The 18,116-nt window shown below is 64.2% G+C and carries 17 protein-coding genes; 15 read left to right on the top strand and 2 right to left on the bottom strand.

Annotated elements, in window-relative coordinates; genetic code table 11:
- Positions 1–107: 107 nt before the first annotated feature.
- From pedF to R9B85_RS23400, 11 genes are all read left to right on the top strand, one after another.
- Positions 108–569: a cytochrome c-550 PedF gene (pedF, locus tag R9B85_RS23350; RefSeq protein WP_112253864.1), complete on the top strand. Its 462-nt coding sequence runs from the start codon at positions 108–110 to the stop codon at positions 567–569.
- A 5-nt stretch (positions 570–574) separates the two neighbouring features.
- On the top strand, positions 575–1,450 hold the full coding sequence (locus tag R9B85_RS23355) for a substrate-binding periplasmic protein (RefSeq protein WP_207878058.1): 876 nt from the start codon (positions 575–577) through the stop codon (positions 1,448–1,450).
- Positions 1,451–1,612: 162 nt separating this feature from the next.
- Positions 1,613–2,380, top strand: a complete 768-nt coding sequence (locus tag R9B85_RS23360) for a quinoprotein dehydrogenase-associated SoxYZ-like carrier (RefSeq protein ID WP_423771075.1) — start codon at positions 1,613–1,615, stop codon at positions 2,378–2,380.
- Between the two features lie 40 nt (positions 2,381–2,420).
- Entirely contained in the window at positions 2,421–3,353 is a 933-nt protein-coding gene (locus R9B85_RS23365) for a quinoprotein relay system zinc metallohydrolase 1 (protein ID WP_423770623.1), read from the top strand.
- A 266-nt stretch (positions 3,354–3,619) separates the two neighbouring features.
- Positions 3,620–5,404, top strand: coding sequence for a PQQ-dependent alcohol dehydrogenase PedH (gene pedH, locus R9B85_RS23370; RefSeq protein ID WP_025339553.1), 1,785 nt, complete (start codon positions 3,620–3,622; stop codon positions 5,402–5,404).
- 162 nt (positions 5,405–5,566) lie between these two features.
- A complete protein-coding gene (locus R9B85_RS23375) occupies positions 5,567–7,087 on the top strand; it encodes an acetaldehyde dehydrogenase ExaC (RefSeq protein ID WP_112253860.1) in 1,521 nt (506 codons plus the stop codon).
- Between the two features lie 249 nt (positions 7,088–7,336).
- Positions 7,337–7,408, top strand: a complete 72-nt coding sequence (gene pqqA, locus R9B85_RS23380; protein WP_003253598.1) for a pyrroloquinoline quinone precursor peptide PqqA — start codon at positions 7,337–7,339, stop codon at positions 7,406–7,408.
- 52 nt (positions 7,409–7,460) lie between these two features.
- On the top strand, positions 7,461–7,733 hold the full coding sequence (pqqD, locus tag R9B85_RS23385; RefSeq protein WP_112253859.1) for a pyrroloquinoline quinone biosynthesis peptide chaperone PqqD: 273 nt from the start codon (positions 7,461–7,463) through the stop codon (positions 7,731–7,733).
- An 89-nt stretch (positions 7,734–7,822) separates the two neighbouring features.
- On the top strand, positions 7,823–8,986 hold the full coding sequence (gene ercA, locus R9B85_RS23390) for an alcohol dehydrogenase-like regulatory protein ErcA (protein WP_025339550.1): 1,164 nt from the start codon (positions 7,823–7,825) through the stop codon (positions 8,984–8,986).
- A complete protein-coding gene (locus R9B85_RS23395) occupies positions 8,970–10,697 on the top strand; it encodes a PAS domain-containing hybrid sensor histidine kinase/response regulator (protein ID WP_207878056.1) in 1,728 nt (575 codons plus the stop codon). The genes ercA and R9B85_RS23395 overlap by 17 nt, the downstream gene beginning before the upstream one ends.
- 225 nt (positions 10,698–10,922) lie before the next feature.
- Positions 10,923–11,195, top strand: coding sequence for an OprD family outer membrane porin (locus R9B85_RS23400; RefSeq protein WP_370290615.1), 273 nt, complete (start codon positions 10,923–10,925; stop codon positions 11,193–11,195).
- A 64-nt stretch (positions 11,196–11,259) separates the two neighbouring features.
- Here R9B85_RS23400 and R9B85_RS23405 read toward each other — a convergent pair whose 3' ends face one another.
- Positions 11,260–12,048, bottom strand: a complete 789-nt coding sequence (locus tag R9B85_RS23405) for a formate/nitrite transporter family protein (RefSeq protein ID WP_112253857.1) — start codon at positions 12,046–12,048, stop codon at positions 11,260–11,262.
- A gap of 215 nt (positions 12,049–12,263) precedes the next feature.
- Positions 12,264–13,985, bottom strand: coding sequence for an amidohydrolase (locus tag R9B85_RS23410; protein WP_112253856.1), 1,722 nt, complete (start codon positions 13,983–13,985; stop codon positions 12,264–12,266).
- Here R9B85_RS23410 and R9B85_RS23415 point away from each other — a divergent pair.
- The 4 genes from R9B85_RS23415 to R9B85_RS23430 all read left to right on the top strand — a co-directional run bounded on the left by R9B85_RS23415 (position 13,984) and on the right by R9B85_RS23430 (position 17,736).
- A complete protein-coding gene (locus R9B85_RS23415; RefSeq protein ID WP_112253855.1) occupies positions 13,984–14,244 on the top strand; it encodes a hypothetical protein in 261 nt (86 codons plus the stop codon). The genes R9B85_RS23410 and R9B85_RS23415 overlap by 2 nt on opposite strands.
- A complete protein-coding gene (locus tag R9B85_RS23420) occupies positions 14,232–15,161 on the top strand; it encodes a LysR family transcriptional regulator (protein WP_112253854.1) in 930 nt (309 codons plus the stop codon). The genes R9B85_RS23415 and R9B85_RS23420 overlap by 13 nt, the downstream gene beginning before the upstream one ends.
- 116 nt (positions 15,162–15,277) lie before the next feature.
- Complete coding sequence (locus R9B85_RS23425) at positions 15,278–16,348, top strand: C45 family autoproteolytic acyltransferase/hydolase (protein WP_423771076.1); 1,071 nt, start codon at positions 15,278–15,280, stop codon at positions 16,346–16,348.
- Between the two features lie 53 nt (positions 16,349–16,401).
- Positions 16,402–17,736, top strand: coding sequence for an MFS transporter (locus R9B85_RS23430; RefSeq protein WP_423770624.1), 1,335 nt, complete (start codon positions 16,402–16,404; stop codon positions 17,734–17,736).
- Positions 17,737–18,116: the final 380 nt, after the last annotated feature.

The raw sequence follows: 18,116 nt of genomic DNA on the forward strand, positions 1-18,116 counted from the left end.
GTAAGGTGCGGCCACCAAAGCAGCATTCGGCCGCCTGCGGGCTGTTTTTAAGATGGCGACACGGCCTCTGTGGTTGAGGCCTTGCGTGCAACCGTGAGGGCATAAGAATGACAACAAAACGCAACGTCTTGCTGGCTGCCGGGCTGCTTGCCAGTGCGGTGCTGACCGGCACGGCCTGGGCACATGGCAATGTGGTGCCCCAGGCCGTGGAAACCAAGGGCCTGACCCCGATCAAGGACGCTGGCGTAAGCCTGGACGGCGACGGCTGGGCGGCGGTCAACCCGTACCGCAGCTCTCCCGAGCGCGACAAGGCCGTGGAAATCGGCGCCTCGGCCTACAACCAGAACTGCGCCGCCTGCCATGGCCTGGAGGCCAAGTCCGGGGGTATCGCACCGGATTTGCGCATGCTCGATGCTGGCGAGGCCGGGGATGAATGGTTCGTCGAGCGCGTACGCCATGGTGCGGTGCGCGATGGCCGGGTGTACATGCCGAAGATGGCTGATTACCTGAGCCAGGAGGCCCTGTGGGCAGTGCGCACCTACCTGGACAGCGTGCACGTCGAGGAGTGACGGCCATGCGTCTGTTGGTGGCGCTGTTGAGTGGCTTGCTGCTGTGTTGCGCGGCGGCGCAGGCGCAGGTGCGCAGCTACGACGCGATCATTGCCGCCGGCGAACTGAAGGTGGCGGTGTACAAGGACTTTGCGCCCTACAGTTTCGAAGACCACGGCCAGCCGCGCGGTGTCGACGTGGAATTGGCGCAGGCCCTGGCCACGGCTTTGGGGGTACGCCTGCAGCTGATCTGGGCGCCACCAGGGGAAAAGCTCGACGACGATCTGCGCGACTACATCTGGCGCGGCAGCCCGCTGCGCCACCAGCAACTGGCCGACCTGATGATGCGGGTGCCGTACGACCATGCCTACGCGCAGCGGCGCAACGAGGTGGGCGAGCTGGAGAACGCCCAGGTGGTCATGTTCGGCCCCTATCAGGAGGAACGTTGGCAGGTCGCCTACGACCGCCGTCGCCTGGCCTCGGTGGCCAGTGTCGCGGTGTTCCAGCAGCACCCGATCGGGGTCGAGGTGGACAGCGTGCCGTCGTTCTACCTGACTTCCGTGTTCAACGGCATGCTCAGCGCCAGGACCCATCATTACCCCAATGTGCAGCAGGCGTTCGGTGCCATGCAGGCCGGCCAGGTTGACGCGGTGATGGCGATGCGCGGCGAGGTCGACTGGCAACTGCACCAGGCTGCCGACCCGCAACTGGCCCTGGCGGAAAACGCCTACCCGAATCTTGGCAAGCAGGCCTGGGAGATCGGCATGGCGGTGCATGAAAGCAACCGGCAGCTGGCCTATGCGGTGGAGGAGGCGCTTGAGGCGTTGATTCGCGATGGGCGGATGAAAGCGATTTATGCCCACTACGGCCTGCGCTATCAAGTCCCGGAAATGTATCAGTAGCATTGGCGCGGTCCCTGTGGGAGCGGGTTCATCGAGGCGTCGAACCGCCGCGAACACCGGCGAAGCCGGTGCCATATACCGCGTCACATTCTTCGCGGGTGAACCCGCTCCCACAAGGACCATGCAATGTCAGCCAGATTTGCGTTGATCAAAGGGGGGGCGATGAACTGGCGAGCAACTTTGCTGCTGGCCTGCTGGATGCCCTGGGCCGCACAGGCCCTGGCCAGCGAGCCAAGTAACCACAAGGACCCGGTGCCGTCAGTGATGTGGGACTTCTATCACAAGCAGCTGCTGGGCCAGGCCGCATTCGTGTTCGACGACCGGGTCAAGCTGCTGGCGCCACCCTTTGCCGAGGACGCCCGTCAGGTGCCGCTGGAGATCGACGCCCGGGCGTTCGGCGGCGAGGTGGTGCGGATTGTTGCCTGGGCCGAACTCAACCCGCTGCCGCGCATTGTCGACTTCCAGCCCGGCGAGCGCGTGCTGCCCTGGTTGTCGATCCGCATCCGCATCGAACAGGCCACACCGCTGCGCGCTGCGGTGCTGACGCGCGACGGCCTGTGGCACGTGGGCTCGGCGTTGATCGATGCCGCTGGCGGCGGATGTACCGCGCCTAGCGTGGTACGCACCCAGCCCGGCTGGGAGGAGCACCTCGGTGAAGTCCTGGGCGGGCGCTACCCGCGTGGCGACAGCAGCCGCTTGCGCCTGCAGGTGGCCCACCCGATGGACAACGGCCTGGTCAGCGGCATTCCCGAATTCTTCCTCAACCATGCCGAGCTGCAAGGCGCGGACGGCCAGCGCCTGGCCAGCCTGGAACTGTACCCGGCAGTCAGCGAAAACCCCAACCTGGGCTTCGACATCCAGGGTCCCGGGCCGACCCGGTTGCTGTTGCAGGACAACAGCGGCAACCAGTTCGAGGCGGCAGTGCCCTGAGCGTGTTGCCCGACTTCACCCCTGACCAGAGGCGCCTGTCATGCGTTGCATTCTGCTGTTGCTGCTGTGCCTGGGCCTGCCGGCCTGGGCAGACCTGGACTATCGGCTCCAGCCCCGGCAGATCGCCGAGGGCACCTGGCTGCTGGAGGGCAGCACCGACAATTTCGCCAAGGATAATGGCGGCAATATCGTCAATACCGCGTTCATCGTCACCGACAGCGGGGTGGTGGTGATCGACAGCGGGCCATCGAAACGCTACGGCGAGGCTTTGCGTCAGGCCATTGCCGCCACCACCGACAAGCCGGTGCTCGAAGTGCTGCTGACCCATCACCACCCCGACCATGTGCTGGGCAACCAGGCGTTTGCCGATGTGCCCATCGGTGCCCTGGCCGCTACCGGCGAGCTGTTGCAGCAGCAGGGCGAGGCCATGGCCGAGAACATGTACCGCCTGGTCGGCGACTGGATGCGCGGTACCGAGGTAGTGCTGCCGACCCGGGTGCTGGAGCCGGGTATGCACGAGGTGGGCGGGCACCGCCTGCGGCTGCTGGCGCTGGGCGGGCATACCGGTGCCGACCTGGCGATTCTGGATGAAACCACCGGCGTGCTGTTCGCCGGCGACCTGGTGTTTTACCAGCGCGCGCTGACCACGCCCAACAGCCCGGGGCTGGAGGTGTGGCTGAAGGACCTGGACACCTTGCAAGCGCTGCCCTGGAAGCAACTGGTACCCGGTCACGGCCCGCTGGCCAGCGATGCCCGGCCGTTTGCGCAGATGCGTGATTACCTGGGCTGGCTGGATGGGCTGATGCGTGACGGTGCGGCGCGTGGCGATGACATGGCCGAGATGATCCGCAGCCCGATACCCGAGCGGTTTTCCCGTATCAGCCTGACCCGTTACGAGCTGATTCGCAGTGTCAGTCACCTGTATCCGCGTTATGAACGCCAGCAGCTGCGGCGCGTGGATAGCAAGGGCTGACACGGCCCCTGTAGGAGCGGCCTTGTGTCGCGAAGGGGCTGCAAGGCAGCCCCGGCGATTTCAGCTATGGCACAAATCCTGGGGCCGCTTCGCGCCCCTATCGCGACACAAGGCCGCTCCTACAGGGGGCCGCGCAAGTTCACCGATACCAAGGAACTAGAAAACTCCGCACTGCGTGCAATTGTTGGCAAGCAGGTCGGGACCAAGAATTCCCGACACACCGGGAAGTTTTCCCGGATACAACAAAAAAACCAAAGGTAGCCGTCATGACCCGATCCACACGTCGTCCCGTGTTCGCCTTGAGCCTGGTGCTCAGCGCCATGCTGCTTGCCGGTGCAGCCCACGCCGCTGTCAGCAACGAAGAAATTCTCCAGGACCCGAAGAACCCGCAGCAGATCGTGACCAATGGCCTGGGCGTGCAGGGCCAGCGCTACAGCCCGCTGAACCTGCTCAATACCGACAACGTCAAGGACCTGCGGCCGGTCTGGGCGTTTTCCTTCGGTGGTGAGAAGCAGCGCGGCCAGCAGGCCCAGCCGCTGGTCAAGGACGGGGTGATGTACCTGACCGGCTCCTACTCGCGGGTGTTCGCCGTGGACGCCCGTACCGGCAAGAAACTGTGGCAATACGATGCGCGCCTGCCCGATGACATCCGCCCGTGCTGCGACGTGATCAACCGCGGCGTGGCGCTGTACGGCAACCTGGTGTTCTTCGGCACCCTCGATGCCAAGCTGGTGGCGCTGAACAAGGACACCGGCAAGGTGGTATGGAGCAAGAAGGTGGCCGACCACAAGGAAGGCTACTCCATCAGTGCCGCGCCAATGATCGTCAACGGCAAGCTGATCACCGGCGTTGCCGGCGGCGAGTTTGGCGTGGTGGGCAAGATTCAGGCCTACAACCCGGAAAACGGCGAACTGCTGTGGATGCGCCCGACCGTGGAAGGGCACATGGGCTACGTGTACAAGGACGGCAAGGCGATCGAGAATGGCATTTCCGGCGGCGAGGCGGGCAAGACCTGGCCCGGCGACCTGTGGAAGACCGGCGGTGCGGCGCCATGGCTGGGCGGCTACTACGACCCGGAAACCAACCTGATCCTGTTCGGCACCGGCAACCCGGCACCGTGGAACTCGCACCTGCGCCCGGGCGACAACCTGTATTCCTCGTCGCGCCTGGCCCTGAACCCCGACGATGGCACCATCAAGTGGCACTTCCAGAGCACGCCACATGACGGCTGGGACTTCGACGGTGTCAACGAGCTGATTTCGTTCAACTACAAGGATGGCGGCAAAGAGGTCAAGGCCGCCGCCACCGCTGACCGCAACGGCTTCTTCTACGTGCTGGACCGCACCAACGGCAAGTTCATCCGCGGCTTCCCCTTCGTCGACAAGATCACCTGGGCCACCGGCCTGGACAAGGACGGCCGGCCGATCTACAACGAGGCCAGCCGGCCGGGTGCACCGGGTAGCGAGGCCAAGGGCAGCTCGGTGTTCGTGGCCCCGGCGTTCCTCGGTGCCAAGAACTGGATGCCGATGGCCTACAACAAGGACACCGGGCTGTTCTACGTGCCGTCCAACGAGTGGGGCATGGACATCTGGAACGAAGGCATCGCCTACAAGAAAGGCGCGGCGTTCCTCGGTGCCGGCTTCACCATCAAGCCGCTCAACGAAGACTACATTGGCGTGCTGCGCGCCATCGACCCGGTCAGCGGCAAGGAGGTGTGGCGCCACAAGAACTTCGCACCGCTGTGGGGCGGGGTGCTGACCACCAAGGGCAACCTGGTGTTCACCGGCACGCCGGAAGGCTTCCTGCAGGCGTTCAACGCCAAGACCGGTGACAAGGTCTGGGAGTTCCAGACCGGCTCCGGCGTGCTCGGCTCGCCAGTGACATGGGAAATGGACGGCGAACAGTACGTTTCGGTGGTTTCCGGCTGGGGCGGCGCGGTGCCGCTGTGGGGCGGCGAAGTGGCCAAGCGGGTCAAGGACTTCAACCAGGGCGGCATGCTCTGGACCTTCAAGCTGCCCAAGCAACTGCAAACGGCAAGTGCCAGCCGCTAAGCCGATCACCTGCCGCTTGTTGCCAGCGACCTTGGGGCAAGCGGCCCTACTACCAAATGACGAGAGCCCCGCTGCCAACGATGCATTCGCCCGGCAGGCGGGGCTTTTTACCATCGGCTCATCGCCTGTCGCCGGACAGGCATCGACCCACAGAGGCTCAGCATGATCTACGCACAACCCGGAACCCCAGGCGCCATCGTGTCCTTCAAGCCACGCTACGGCAATTTCATCAATGGTGAATTCGTGCCGCCGCTGGGCGGCCAGTACTTCACCAACAGCTCGCCGGTCAACGGCCAGCCGATTGCCGAGTTCCCGCGCTCTGGCGCCGAGGACATCGAGCAGGCCCTGGACGCCGCCCATGCCGCTGCCGAGGCCTGGGGCAAGACCTCGGTGCAGGACCGTGCCCTGGCGCTGCTGAAGATCGCCGACCGTATCGAGCAGAATCTTGAAGTACTGGCGGTTACCGAAAGCTGGGACAACGGCAAGGCCGTGCGCGAAACCCTCAACGCCGACGTACCGTTGGCGGCGGACCACTTCCGCTACTTCGCCGGCTGCATCCGCGCCCAGGAAGGCGGCGCCGCCGAGATCAACGAAGGCACCGTGGCCTACCATATCCACGAGCCGCTGGGCGTGGTCGGGCAGATCATCCCATGGAACTTCCCGCTGCTGATGGCCGCCTGGAAACTCGCCCCGGCACTGGCCGCCGGCAACTGCGTGGTGCTCAAGCCAGCGGAGCAGACGCCACTGTCGATCACCATTTTCGCCGAGCTGATCGCCGACCTGCTGCCGGCAGGGGTGCTGAACATCGTCCAGGGCTTTGGCCGCGAAGCTGGCGAAGCCCTGGCCACCAGCAAGCGCATCGCCAAGATCGCCTTCACCGGCTCCACCCCGGTGGGCTCGCACATCATGAAGTGCGCGGCCGAGAACATCATCCCGTCCACCGTCGAGCTGGGCGGCAAATCGCCGAACATCTTCTTCGAAGACATCATGCAGGCCGAGCCCGCGTTCATCGAAAAGGCAGCCGAAGGCCTGGTGCTGGCGTTCTTCAACCAGGGCGAAGTGTGCACCTGCCCGTCGCGGGCGCTGATCCAGGAGTCGATCTACGAGCCGTTCATGGCCGAGGTGATGAAGAAGATCGCCAGGATCACCCGTGGCAACCCGCTGGACACCGAGACCATGGTCGGCGCCCAGGCCTCTGAGCAGCAATACGACAAGATCCTTTCCTACCTGCAGATTGCCCGGGAGGAGGGCGCGCAGCTGCTCGCCGGTGGCGCAGCCGAACGGCTCGACGGCGACCTGGCCAGCGGTTACTACATCCAGCCGACCCTGCTCAAGGGCAACAACAGGATGCGCGTGTTCCAGGAAGAGATCTTCGGCCCGGTGGTGGGCGTGACCACCTTCAAGGACGAAGCCGAAGCGCTGGCGATCGCCAACGACAGCGAGTTTGGCCTGGGCGCGGGGCTGTGGACCCGTGACATCAACCGTGCCTATCGCATGGGCCGTGGGATCAAGGCCGGACGCGTGTGGACCAACTGCTATCACCTGTACCCGGCGCATGCCGCGTTCGGTGGCTACAAGAAGTCCGGGGTGGGCCGCGAGACCCACAAGATGATGCTCGATCACTACCAGCAGACCAAGAACCTGTTGGTGAGCTACGACATCAACCCGTTGGGCTTCTTCTAAACCGCGTCGCGGCCTTCGCGGGCTCGCCCGCTCCCACACGTATTGCACTGGTCTTGAAACTTGTGCAGTCCCTGTGGGAGCGGGCGAGCCCGCGAAGAGGCCGGCACTGCAACAGCCAAATCCACAGTGATCCGCTGCCCCCTACCAACGCACCCCGCAAACCTGTCCCAAAGTAGCATTCGGCCCCGTCGCCCCTCGTGCATTAATGCCTCTACCGGAATCGCCCGGCACCAAGAAGAGGAATGCCCCATGTGGACTAAACCCGCCTTTACCGACCTGCGCATCGGCTTCGAAGTGACGATGTACTTCGCCAATCGTTGATGCCTGTCCGGCCATCACCACGATGGCCGGGTCTTCACTGAGCAAGCCTGTTGTGAACCTGATCGATCGCGAACAAGCCCTGGCCTTGCGCAAGGGCTTTCGCCTGCGCTGGGAGCCGCACCAGGCGTGCCATGTGCTGCTGTACCCCGAGGGCATCATCGAGCTCAACGCCAGCGCCGGCTGGGTGCTCGAATTGCTGGACGGCCAGCGCAGCGTGGCGGCTGTCATCGACCGTCTGGCCCAGCGTTTTCCCGGTGTGCCGGGGCTCGACGAGGACATCCTGGCGTTCCTGGAGGTGGCCCGTGCCAAGTACTGGATCGAATGAGCCGTGGTCACGCTTTGGTCTGGTTGCTTTCGCTACGGGATGCTTTACGCTGGCGGTTACCTTCCAGAACAATAAGAACAGGCTTCCCGATGAGCCAGAGTTTCAGCCCGCTTCGCAAGTTCGTTTCGCCCGAGATCATCTTTGGTGCCGGCTGCCGGCACAATGTTGCCAATTACGCCAAGACCTTCGGTGCGCGCAAGGTGCTGGTGGTCAGCGACCCCGGTGTGATTGCCGCCGGTTGGGTGGCCGACGTGGAGGCCAGCCTGCAGGCCCAGGGCATCGACTACTGCCTGTACAGCGCCGTATCGCCCAACCCGAGGGTCGAAGAGGTGATGCTCGGTGCCGAGATCTACCGGCAAAACCATTGTGATGTGATCGTCGCGGTCGGCGGCGGCAGCCCGATGGATTGCGGCAAGGCCATCGGTATCGTGGTGGCCCACGGGCGCAGCATCCTCGAATTCGAAGGCGTGGACATGATCCGCGTGCCCAGCCCGCCGCTGATTCTGATCCCGACCACGGCCGGCACCTCGGCGGACGTGTCGCAGTTCGTGATCATTTCCAACCAGCAGGAGCGCATGAAGTTCTCCATCGTCAGCAAGGCGGTGGTGCCGGATGTGTCGCTGATCGACCCGCAAACCACCCTGAGCATGGACCCGTTCCTGTCGGCCTGCACCGGTATCGATGCGCTGGTGCATGCCATCGAAGCCTTCGTTTCCACCGGCCACGGCCCGCTCACCGATCCCCATGCGCTGGAGGCCATGCGCCTGATCAACGGCAACCTGGTGGAAATGATCGCCAACCCGACCGATATCGCCCTGCGCGAGAAAATCATGCTGGGCAGCATGCAGGCAGGGCTGGCGTTTTCCAATGCGATTCTGGGTGCGGTCCATGCCATGTCGCACAGCCTGGGCGGGTTCCTCGACCTGCCGCATGGCTTGTGCAATGCGGTGCTGGTGGAGCACGTGGTGGCGTTCAACTACAGCTCGGCGCCGGAGCGTTTCAAGGTGATTGCCGAAGTGCTGGGTATCGACTGCCGCGGCCTCAACCATCGGCAGATCTGCGCGCGCCTGGTCGAGCACCTGATCGCGCTGAAGCATGCCATTGGCTTCCACGAAACCTTGGGCCTGCATGGGGTGCGCACGGCCGATATCCCGTTCCTGTCGCAACATGCGATGGATGACCCGTGCATCCTCACCAACCCGCGTGCGTCGAGCCAGCGTGATGTCGAGGTGGTTTATGGCGAGGCCCTCTGACGAGCAGCAACGGGCGCTGGCCGGGCTGCTGGGGCTGGGCGACCACTCGGCGCGCAAGAGCCATTACCCAGAGCTGGCGGCGCGCCTGGACGAGCTGGAGGCCGAACGCAACCGCTATAAATGGCTGTTCGAAAACGCCGTGCACGGGATTTTCCAGGCCAGCCTGCAAGATGGCATGCGTGCCGCCAACCCGGCGTTGGCACGCATGCTCGGTTACGATAACCCGCAAGCGTTGCTGTTTCCGCTGACGGACCTTGCCGCCAACCTGTTTGTCGGCGGGGCCGAAGAGCTGCACGCCATAACCGCGACCCTCGCCCGTGAACGCAGCCTGCACGGCTATGAAACCCGCTTGCGGCGCAAGGACGGCAGCCACCTCGATGTGCTGATGAACCTGTTGCTCAAGCCCGGGCAGGAAGGGCTGGTGGAAGGGTTTGTCGCCGACATCACCGAACGCAAGCTGGCCCAGCAGCGCCTGCAGCAACTGAATGACGAACTCGAGCAACGAGTGGCCGCCCGCACCGATGAACTGCTTGAGGCCAACCGCAACCTGCAACAGCAGATCGCCGAGCGCAAACAGATCGCCCGCGCCCTGCGCGATGCCCGCGATGCCGCGGAAACCGCCAACCGCAGCAAGGACAAGTACCTCGCTGCCGCCAGCCATGACCTGCTGCAACCGCTGAATGCCGCGCGGCTGCTGATTTCGACCCTGCGCGAAAGGCCACTGGCAGAAGCGGAAAAGGTGCTGGTGGAGCGTACCCATCAGGCCCTGGAGGGCGCCGAAGATCTGCTGACCGACCTGCTGGACATTTCCCGGCTCGACCAGGCGGCGGTCAAGCCGGATGTGGCGCTGTACCGCCTCGACGAACTGTTCGGGCCACTGGTCTCGGAGTTCCGCACGGTGGCCGATGCGGCAGGCCTGAAGCTGCGCGCGCGCATTGGCGACTACGCCATCAGTACCGACCTGCGGCTGATGACGCGTATCCTGCGCAACTTTCTCAGCAACGCCTGCCGCTATACCGACGAGGGCAGGATCCTGCTAGGGGCCAGGCGCCGCGGCGATCACTTGCGCCTGGAGGTGTGGGATACCGGGCGGGGCATCGCGGCGGATCGGCTGCAGGCCATTTTCCTCGAGTTCAACCAACTGGACGTAGGCCGCGCCGCCGACCGCAAGGGCGTGGGCCTGGGGCTGGCGATCGTCGAGCGGATCGCCAAGATTCTCGGCTACCGCATCGAGGTGCGTTCGTGGCCGGGGCGTGGCTCGATGTTCAGCATCGACGTGCCGATCGGCGAAGCCATGCCGCTGCCTATCCACCAGGCCGCGCCGCAGCCGGGCGCCGGCAACCCATTGCCGGGCCGCCGCCTGCTGGTACTGGACAACGAAGTGAGCATCCTCGAGAGCATGGGCGCGCTGCTCGGGCAGTGGGGCTGCGAAGTGGTTACCGCGACCGACCAGGCCGGGGCCTTGCTGGCCTTGCAGGGGCGGGCACCGGAATTGATCCTGGCGGATTTTCACCTGGACCACGGTGTTGTCGGCTGCGAGGTGGTCAGGCACTTGCGCGAGCACTTTGGCACCGCCATTCCGGCGGTGATCATCACCGCCGACCGCAGCGATCAGTGCCGACGCTCCCTGAACAAACTTGGCGCGCCGTTGCTGAACAAGCCCGTCAAACCGGGGAAGTTGCGTGCGGTATTGAGCCAGTTGCTGGGCTGAAGCCTCAATCCACGGCCTTGCGCGACAGATAACTCAATTCGCAAGCGATCCTCGTACCCTGTGGGAGCGGCTTTAGCCGCGAAGAATCCAACGCGGTGCGTGGCACCGGCTGCGCCGGTGTTCGCGGCTAAAGCCGCTCCCACAGGGTCCTTGCTGACTCAATGAGTTATGTGCAGTTTCATGAGAGCATCCTTGTGCTGCTCCTACAGGGGGGCATAGTGCCAGGTGGCTGTTCCCGAAATGGGACTCAGTGTTGCGGATGTCAGCCTGTCGCGGCTCTGCCTGGCTGGCTACCTTACCGGGGCGCACAAGCACTGGGAGCGCGACCTTGCTCTCAAGTACCAGGTACCAGCCGGCCCGGCGAAGGACCTGTCGCTGACCCTGCGCTGGGCAACGCATCGCGAGGGTGATGGCTATACCGCGCCCGGTAATACCCGCGGCAACTCCAGCGCCGATGAGTACCGGTTGATCGTCGATTACCCGATCAGCCTGTTCTGATTGCGTGATGAGCGTCGACCACGACGCACAGGCCCGTTCCAGGGCACCTCGGTCGCGTAATGCTTCACTGCGCCTCGCACGACTCCTGCGAAGGCACACCGTAGGACACGTAATACGCCAACCCCACGAAGATCGCCCCACCCACCGCATTCCCCAGGAACACGGCCACCAGGTTCTCCGCCAACTGCCCCCAGCTCAAGTACCCGGCAAAAATCGCAGCCGGGATCAGGAACATGTTGGCAACCACGTGTTGGAAACCGATGGCGACGAACGCCATGATCGGGAACCAGATGCCGAGAATCTTGCCGCTCATTTCTCGGCTGGCATACGACAGCCACACTGCCAGGCACACCAGCCAGTTGCAGCCGATGCCGGAGACGAAGGCGTGAAGGAAGTCGGCGTTGGTCTTGCTGGTCGCAGCCGCAAGCACCTTGTTCAGGTAGGCCCCCTCGGTCAGGCCCAGCAGGTGCCCGAAGCACCCGGCAACGAACAGTGCACCCAACATGTTGGCTACCGTCACCAGCAGCCAGTTGCGCGCCACGGCGCCTGGGCCGATACGTCGGGCGAACATCGCCAAGGGCAAGCTCATCATGTTGCCGGTGAGCAGTTCTCCACCGGCCAGAATCACCAGGATCAGGCCGATGGGGAATACCGCGGCGCCCAGCAGTGTGCCGAACGAGGCCCACTGTGCCGGGATCATGGTGCTGACGTGGATAGCCAGGAGAAACCCCAGCGAAATGAATGCACCTGCGAGAAACCCCAGGACCAGTGTCGCCTGGGTGGATAGATGGGCTTTCTTGACGCCGCTCTCGATGACGAGCTCGGTGATACGGGTGGGGCTATTGACGGACATTTCGGAAACTCGAACACAGTGACGGCGACTACAGCGGGTAGGCTCGCCGTGGTGGGGCTTTGACAGTACGGGGATAGACTGCGCAGTCGGCCCAGCGGTGTAACGCACACCTTTGGGCCAACTTCGAAGAGGGCGGCAAGCTACATGAGGCAATTTGACGCGGTCAAATCGATGGGATGGATGAACTGATAGATCGTGTCGATGACGTTCGCCAATCAGCGTGCGTAAATCTGTTTCCCGGCAAACCAGGTCTGCACCACTTGGGTATCGCGCAGTGTTTCGGCATCGACGTCGAGCACGTCGCGGTCAACCACGATCATGTCGGCTTGCTTGCCAACCTTGAGCGAACCGATCTGCTGCTCCAGGCGCATGGTGCGGGCGGCGTTGAGGGTATAGGCCTGGAACATCACCTGGCGGTCGATGGCTTCAGCGGCGTTGAGCACGCCTTTGGGCCCCTTGCGGCTGATGGCTTGGTAAATCGCTTGCCAAGGGTCCGGGGTAGTGATCGGCCAGTCGCTGGCGCCTGCAATGGTAGCGCCATGCTTGAGCAGCGAACGTGCCGGGAAGGTGTGCATGAAGGCCATGGCATTCACGTACGGCTTGACCAGTTCCATGTTCGATTGGTCGGCGCTGGCCCAGTACAGCTGCATTGCTGCAATCACATCGAGCTGTTTGAAACGGGCGTATTCCCTGGGGTTGACCATCTGCAAGTGAGTAATGGAGTGGGGGATGCCGCTGTGGCGATCACGCCGGGCCTGCTCGATGCCGTTGAGCGCCTCGCGCACGGCGCGGTCGCCGATGGCATGCACATGCACCAACCAGCCACGGGCATCGGCGGCGCTGACCAGTTCGCCAAAGTGTTGCGGGTCCAGCAGCAGTTCACCGTGCTTGCCGGAGTTGCTGTAGGGCTCGAGCATCGCCGCCGTCTGCGCTGGCGCTTCGGCAACGCCGTCGGCAAACACCTTGATGCCTGGCAGGGTAAGGTTGCGAACGCCGAGAAATTGCTGACGAACCTTGTCCAGTTCGTCCAGGTCGGCAGCGCGGGCCCTGGAATCGGCCATCAGCAGGGCGGCGACATGGGCGGTCAGCTCGCCACGCGCGGAGAGGTCCTTGTACACCGGCAGCACGCCCAGCGAATGGTTGTTCACATCGGCCCCCGGCAGCTCGTTGGCCAGCGGGTCCATCCAGCCGGTGATGCCCAGCTGCTTGTAGTGGTCAAGGGCCATGCGCCCTGCGCTCAGCAGGGTAGCGTGGGGCAGCGGGGGCAGCAGGTCGGTCACCGGGTAGTAGCTGGCATCGGCGAGGAAACCGTTTGGTGTGCCGTCCGGGTGTTGGCCAATGGTGTTGCGTGCCTCGGCAGGCAGGGCAGCGATGGTATCGGCATCGATTGCGGCACGCTTGAGCATGGCCTGGTTAGCCCAGCCGGTGTGCATGTCGTTGGCAGCGAACAGGATCGGTTGCGCGGCCCATTCGCCGTGGTTGAAGCGCTGTTCCAGCGCAGGGATGTCATTCCAGTAGGTGCCCGGTACACCACCGACGACAAGGAACTCGCCGCGCACGGCTTTGCCGTCGCTGCGCCATTGCTTCAGGCGCCGCTCCAGTTCGTCCAGGGCGACCTGCTCGCCTGCCAGGTCGGCCAGCACCAGTTGCAGGCCACCCTTGATGGCATGCGAGTGGGCGTCGAGCATGCCAGGCATCAGTACCTTGCCGCCCAGGTCGATGACCCGGGTGCCTTCAGCCTTCAGGCGTAGCACGGCCTGATCGGAACCTACCGCGACGATTTTCTCGCCTTCGACGGCCACGGCCTGCTGCAAGGGCTGGCCGGGCTCTGCGGTGTAGACCTTGGCGTTGTGCAGGATCAGGTCCACTGCCGCGAAACCCGGTGTGCACGTGCAGGCCAGGCCGGCGCTGATTGCCATTTTCAGGAGCTGCTTCATGCTGTGCCTCGTTCTTGTCGTGATGGCGCCGCAGCCTAGCCAAGGGGGCAAGGGCGGAAAAAGGCGAGGGCAGGCACAACTTTTTTTGCCATCGGGAAACAATCCCCAGCCATCGATTGCCAAGGCGCAAACAGCGGCCTTCGCCGTGCCTATTCAAATTGCCCGCATTTGCGGGTTTGATAGCGAGGGGCAGATACTCGCCACCTTCGCATTGCCCCCACCGTTTGTGCCGAACAGGAAGAAACCATGGACAAGATGATGGCCCTGACCATCTTCGTCGCTGCTGCCGAACACGGCAGCTTCAGCCGTGCGGCCGAGCAACTGGGCAAAACACCGTCTGCCATCACCAAGGCTGTTGCGCACCTGGAGAGCGAACTGGGCGTGCGCCTGTTCGAACGCACAACCCGGCGCATGGCCCTTACCGAGGCCGGTACCTTGTACCTGGAAGGCGCCCGCCAGGCGTTGATGCACCTGCAACGGGTGACGGAGGAAGTGGAGCAGTTGCAGCACGCGCTGCGCGGTACCCTGCGCATCACCGCGCCACCGTCGTTCGGCCCTGCGTTTCTCAACCAGGTGTGCTGCCGTTTCATGCGCGAGCACCCGCAGGTGCGCCTGGAGGTCAACCTCAACGATGCCAACGAGGACCTGATCGATGGCGGCTACGACCTGTCTCTGCGCGACGGCCCCACCGATCAGCCAGAGCTGATCGCCCAGCCGCTGATCGAAAACCGCGTGATCCTATGCGCCAGCCCTGCCTACCTGGCCCGACACGGCGAGGCGATTACCCTGGAGAACTACGCCCGGCACGACTGGCTGCTGCTGCGCCACCCGCTGCTCAACCGCAGCTTCTGGTGGATCGAACACGGCGGCCAGACGCTGCGTGTGCGCCAGCCCACCCCCCGACTGGTGAGCGACAACTTCGACTTCCTGCTGGCCTGCCTGCTCGATGGGCAGGGCTTGCAGTTCGTACCCACCTGGTGTGCCGCCCCCTACCTGGCCAATGGACAACTGGTGGAGGTAATGCCCGATTACTGGCGGGCGCTGAGCGCGTTCGGCCCCTGGGTGCACGTGCTGTACCTGCCGCACCGGCGCAATACCCGCAAGGTACAGGCGTTCATTGCCTTGCTGCATGAGCACTTGCATGGGCAGGAAGTGCAAACACTGGTGCGGGGCTGAGTTTTTCCATCGGGGCACAAAAGTTGTGCGGGTTGTGGCGATGATCGACTGGGGGGGCCTCGCTAGGCTAGCGGTACTTGCCTGACCACCCCGGCCTGTACCAGGAGTTCCCCGCCTTGAAGATCCACACCCATGTCAGCGACATCCGCAACCCCCTCGAGCGAGGCCACCAGACAGGTACGCGCTTCGCCGAGCAGATCCGTACCACCACTGCACTGTATCTGGACTTTTTTCCGCGGGTAGGCGTGCCCTTGAGTGAGGCGCAGCGCATCGGCGAAAACAGCTTGGCCGCCCTGGAGGCCTGGAGCCCGGGCCTGGCCGCTGAAGTGGTCGGCATGGCCAGCGGTGCCGAACTGCCGTTGTGGCAACTGGCGAGTCTGAACGCCCGCACCGAAGTGCTGGCGGCCCGAACCCGCCACAGCGAATGCTCGACCACCGTGCATGCACCCCGTGGCGCACGTGCGCCGCAGACCCTGCAGACCTGGGATTGGCATGACAGCCTGTGCCCCCATGGCCTGATGCTGGCGCTGCACACCGAGCGCGGCATGAACGTCAAGCTGTTCTGCGAGTTCGGCATGCTTGCAAAGCTTGGTGTGAACAGCGCGGGCCTCGGCCTGCACTTCAATATCCTCCACCACGCCAGTGACAACGCCAGTGGTGGTGTGCCGGTGCACGCCATCGCCCGGCGTCTGCTGGAGGAAGCCAGCAGTGTCGAGGAGGCCATCGAGCTTGCCCGGTCGGCGCGGGTCAGTGCCTCTACCGTGCTGACAGTGTTCTCCCGCCAGGACAGCAGCCCACGCGCGGCCAGCATCGAACTGAGCCCCGCGCGCACAGCGTTGGTCCTGCCACGAGAAGACGGCTGGCTGCTGCACACCAACCACTTCCTTGACCCACAACTGAGCCTGGGCGAGCAGGTCGCCGACCGCGCCGATACCCAATGCCGCCTGGGCCACCTTGAGCAGGTGGTCGGCCAGATGGCCAGCGCTGACCTGCGTGCCCGGGCCCAGGCCATGTGTGGCGCCGAGGGCGACAGGGCGCCGATCTGCTTCCACCCGGACATGGCCATGCCTGATACCGAGCGCTGGGAAACCTTGCTCAGCGTCGGCATCGACACCGAACGCTGTGCCCTGCGGTACGTGGCCGGCACGCCTGTGCAACTGGCCAAGGCCGGCTTCGACACCTTCTGAGCCAACCCGGTGCCGCCAGCCCAAGGCGGCACCGCTGAACGAGAACAACAACAATGCATGCGCAACATTCCCGCCCTGCGTCATCCCGCTCCGCCCTGCGAACCTTCTGCGTCTCCGGCCTGGGGACGGCGCTGGAATTCTATGACTTCATCATCTACGGCACCGCCGCCGCACTGGTGTTTCCCCAGGTGTTCTTCCCGCAGATGGACCACCTGACCGCAACGCTGGTGGCCTTCAGCGCTTTCGGTGCGGGCTTTCTTGCCCGACCGTTGGGTGGCCTGGTATTCGGCCACTTCGGTGACCGCATCGGCCGGCAGAAGGTGCTGGTCGCCACCTTGCTGCTGATGGGCCTGAGTACCTTCCTCATCGGCTGCCTGCCCGGCCATGCCAGCGTCGGCGTGGCTGCGCCGGTCCTGCTGGTGCTGCTGCGCCTGGTCCAGGGCTTTGCGGCAGGCGGGGAGTGGGGTGGCGCCGCGCTGTTCGGCATCGAGTCTGCGCCACCAGGGCGGCGCGGGCTGTGGGGTAGTTTCACAAGCATGGGGATCGGTGTGGGTGGCATCCTCGGGGCTGGAGTGTTCGCCATCGTCAGTGCGGCCTTCGACGACAACCTGGTCGATTTCGCCTGGCGCATCCCGTTCTGGCTGGGCGGCACCTTGGTGCTGATCGGCCTGTACGCGCGCCTGAAGGCACCGGCAGCGGTCACCGCGCCCTTGACCAAGCCCGTACCTGCGCCGTTGGCCGCGGCCTTGCGCCAACGTCCGCGGCAGCTGCTGCTGTGCACCGGGATCGCCTTCGGTTACTGCACCATCGCCTATATCGGCAGCACCTTTTTCCTGACTTACGCCACGCAGGTGGGCTTTGGCAGTACCGACGCGTTGATGTTCGACCTGGCGCTGTCGGTCGCCATCGTGCTGTCGGCGCCGTTTTTCGGTTACCTGTCGGACCGTTTGGGGCGGCGTACGGTAATGGCCTTCGGCGCAGTGGCCATGGCCCTGGGGCTGTTCGTGTTCTTTTCCCTGGTGGGCATGAAGAGCTTCGCCGTCGCCCTGTGCGCCTACAGCCTGACCGGCCTGCTGATGGGGGCGACCCAAGGGCCTATCCCGGCCTTCCTCGGCGAGCAGTTCCCGCGCAGCATGCGTTACTCGGGCATCTCGGCCAGCTACCAGATCGGCGCCGCGCTGGGCGGCGGCACTGCATCGAGCATTGCCACGGCCATCCTTATCCTCACCGACCATGACCCGCTGGGCGTGGCGCTGTATGGCGCGGGGGCCCTGGCACTGGTGGCGGTATGTTCGCTCATGCTGCGCGAGACAGCGCGGTTGAGCATGGCGCAGATCGATGAGGAAGCGCCGGGGCACGTGGCGTCTGTGGCTGTGGGCAATCCTTGAGGGTATTTGCACAGCCTGCCATCACCCAGGGCAAATTGAGGGTGCTGGCAGGCTGAAGGCGACAGACGGGGGCTGACAGTGCGTGGCGATCGGACTGGGGCTGGCCCTGGCCTGGCTGATGGCACTTCAGCCACCGCCACTGGCAAAAACGAGTACTGCAAAACGGCGAAATAGAGCATTCAAAGTCACTTGCGAAGTTTGGATCCAGTTGCCTGGTAAAACTTTCCATTCGGTCAAATTACAATAACTTAGCAAACTAACTAACTTCTTTTAGTGTGCCGCCTGTCGGTCGTTTTACTCGAGAAATGAACGATTTGGGTGACGCTGACTCCTATTTGCCAGCAGGTGCCTTCAATGTGATTGCACCTCGCGCCTTTCCC

The sequence above is a fragment of the Pseudomonas sp. NLJ1 genome, assembly GCF_049486705.1.
In the GTDB taxonomy this organism is placed as follows: Bacteria; Pseudomonadota; Gammaproteobacteria; order Pseudomonadales; family Pseudomonadaceae; genus Aquipseudomonas; species Aquipseudomonas inefficax.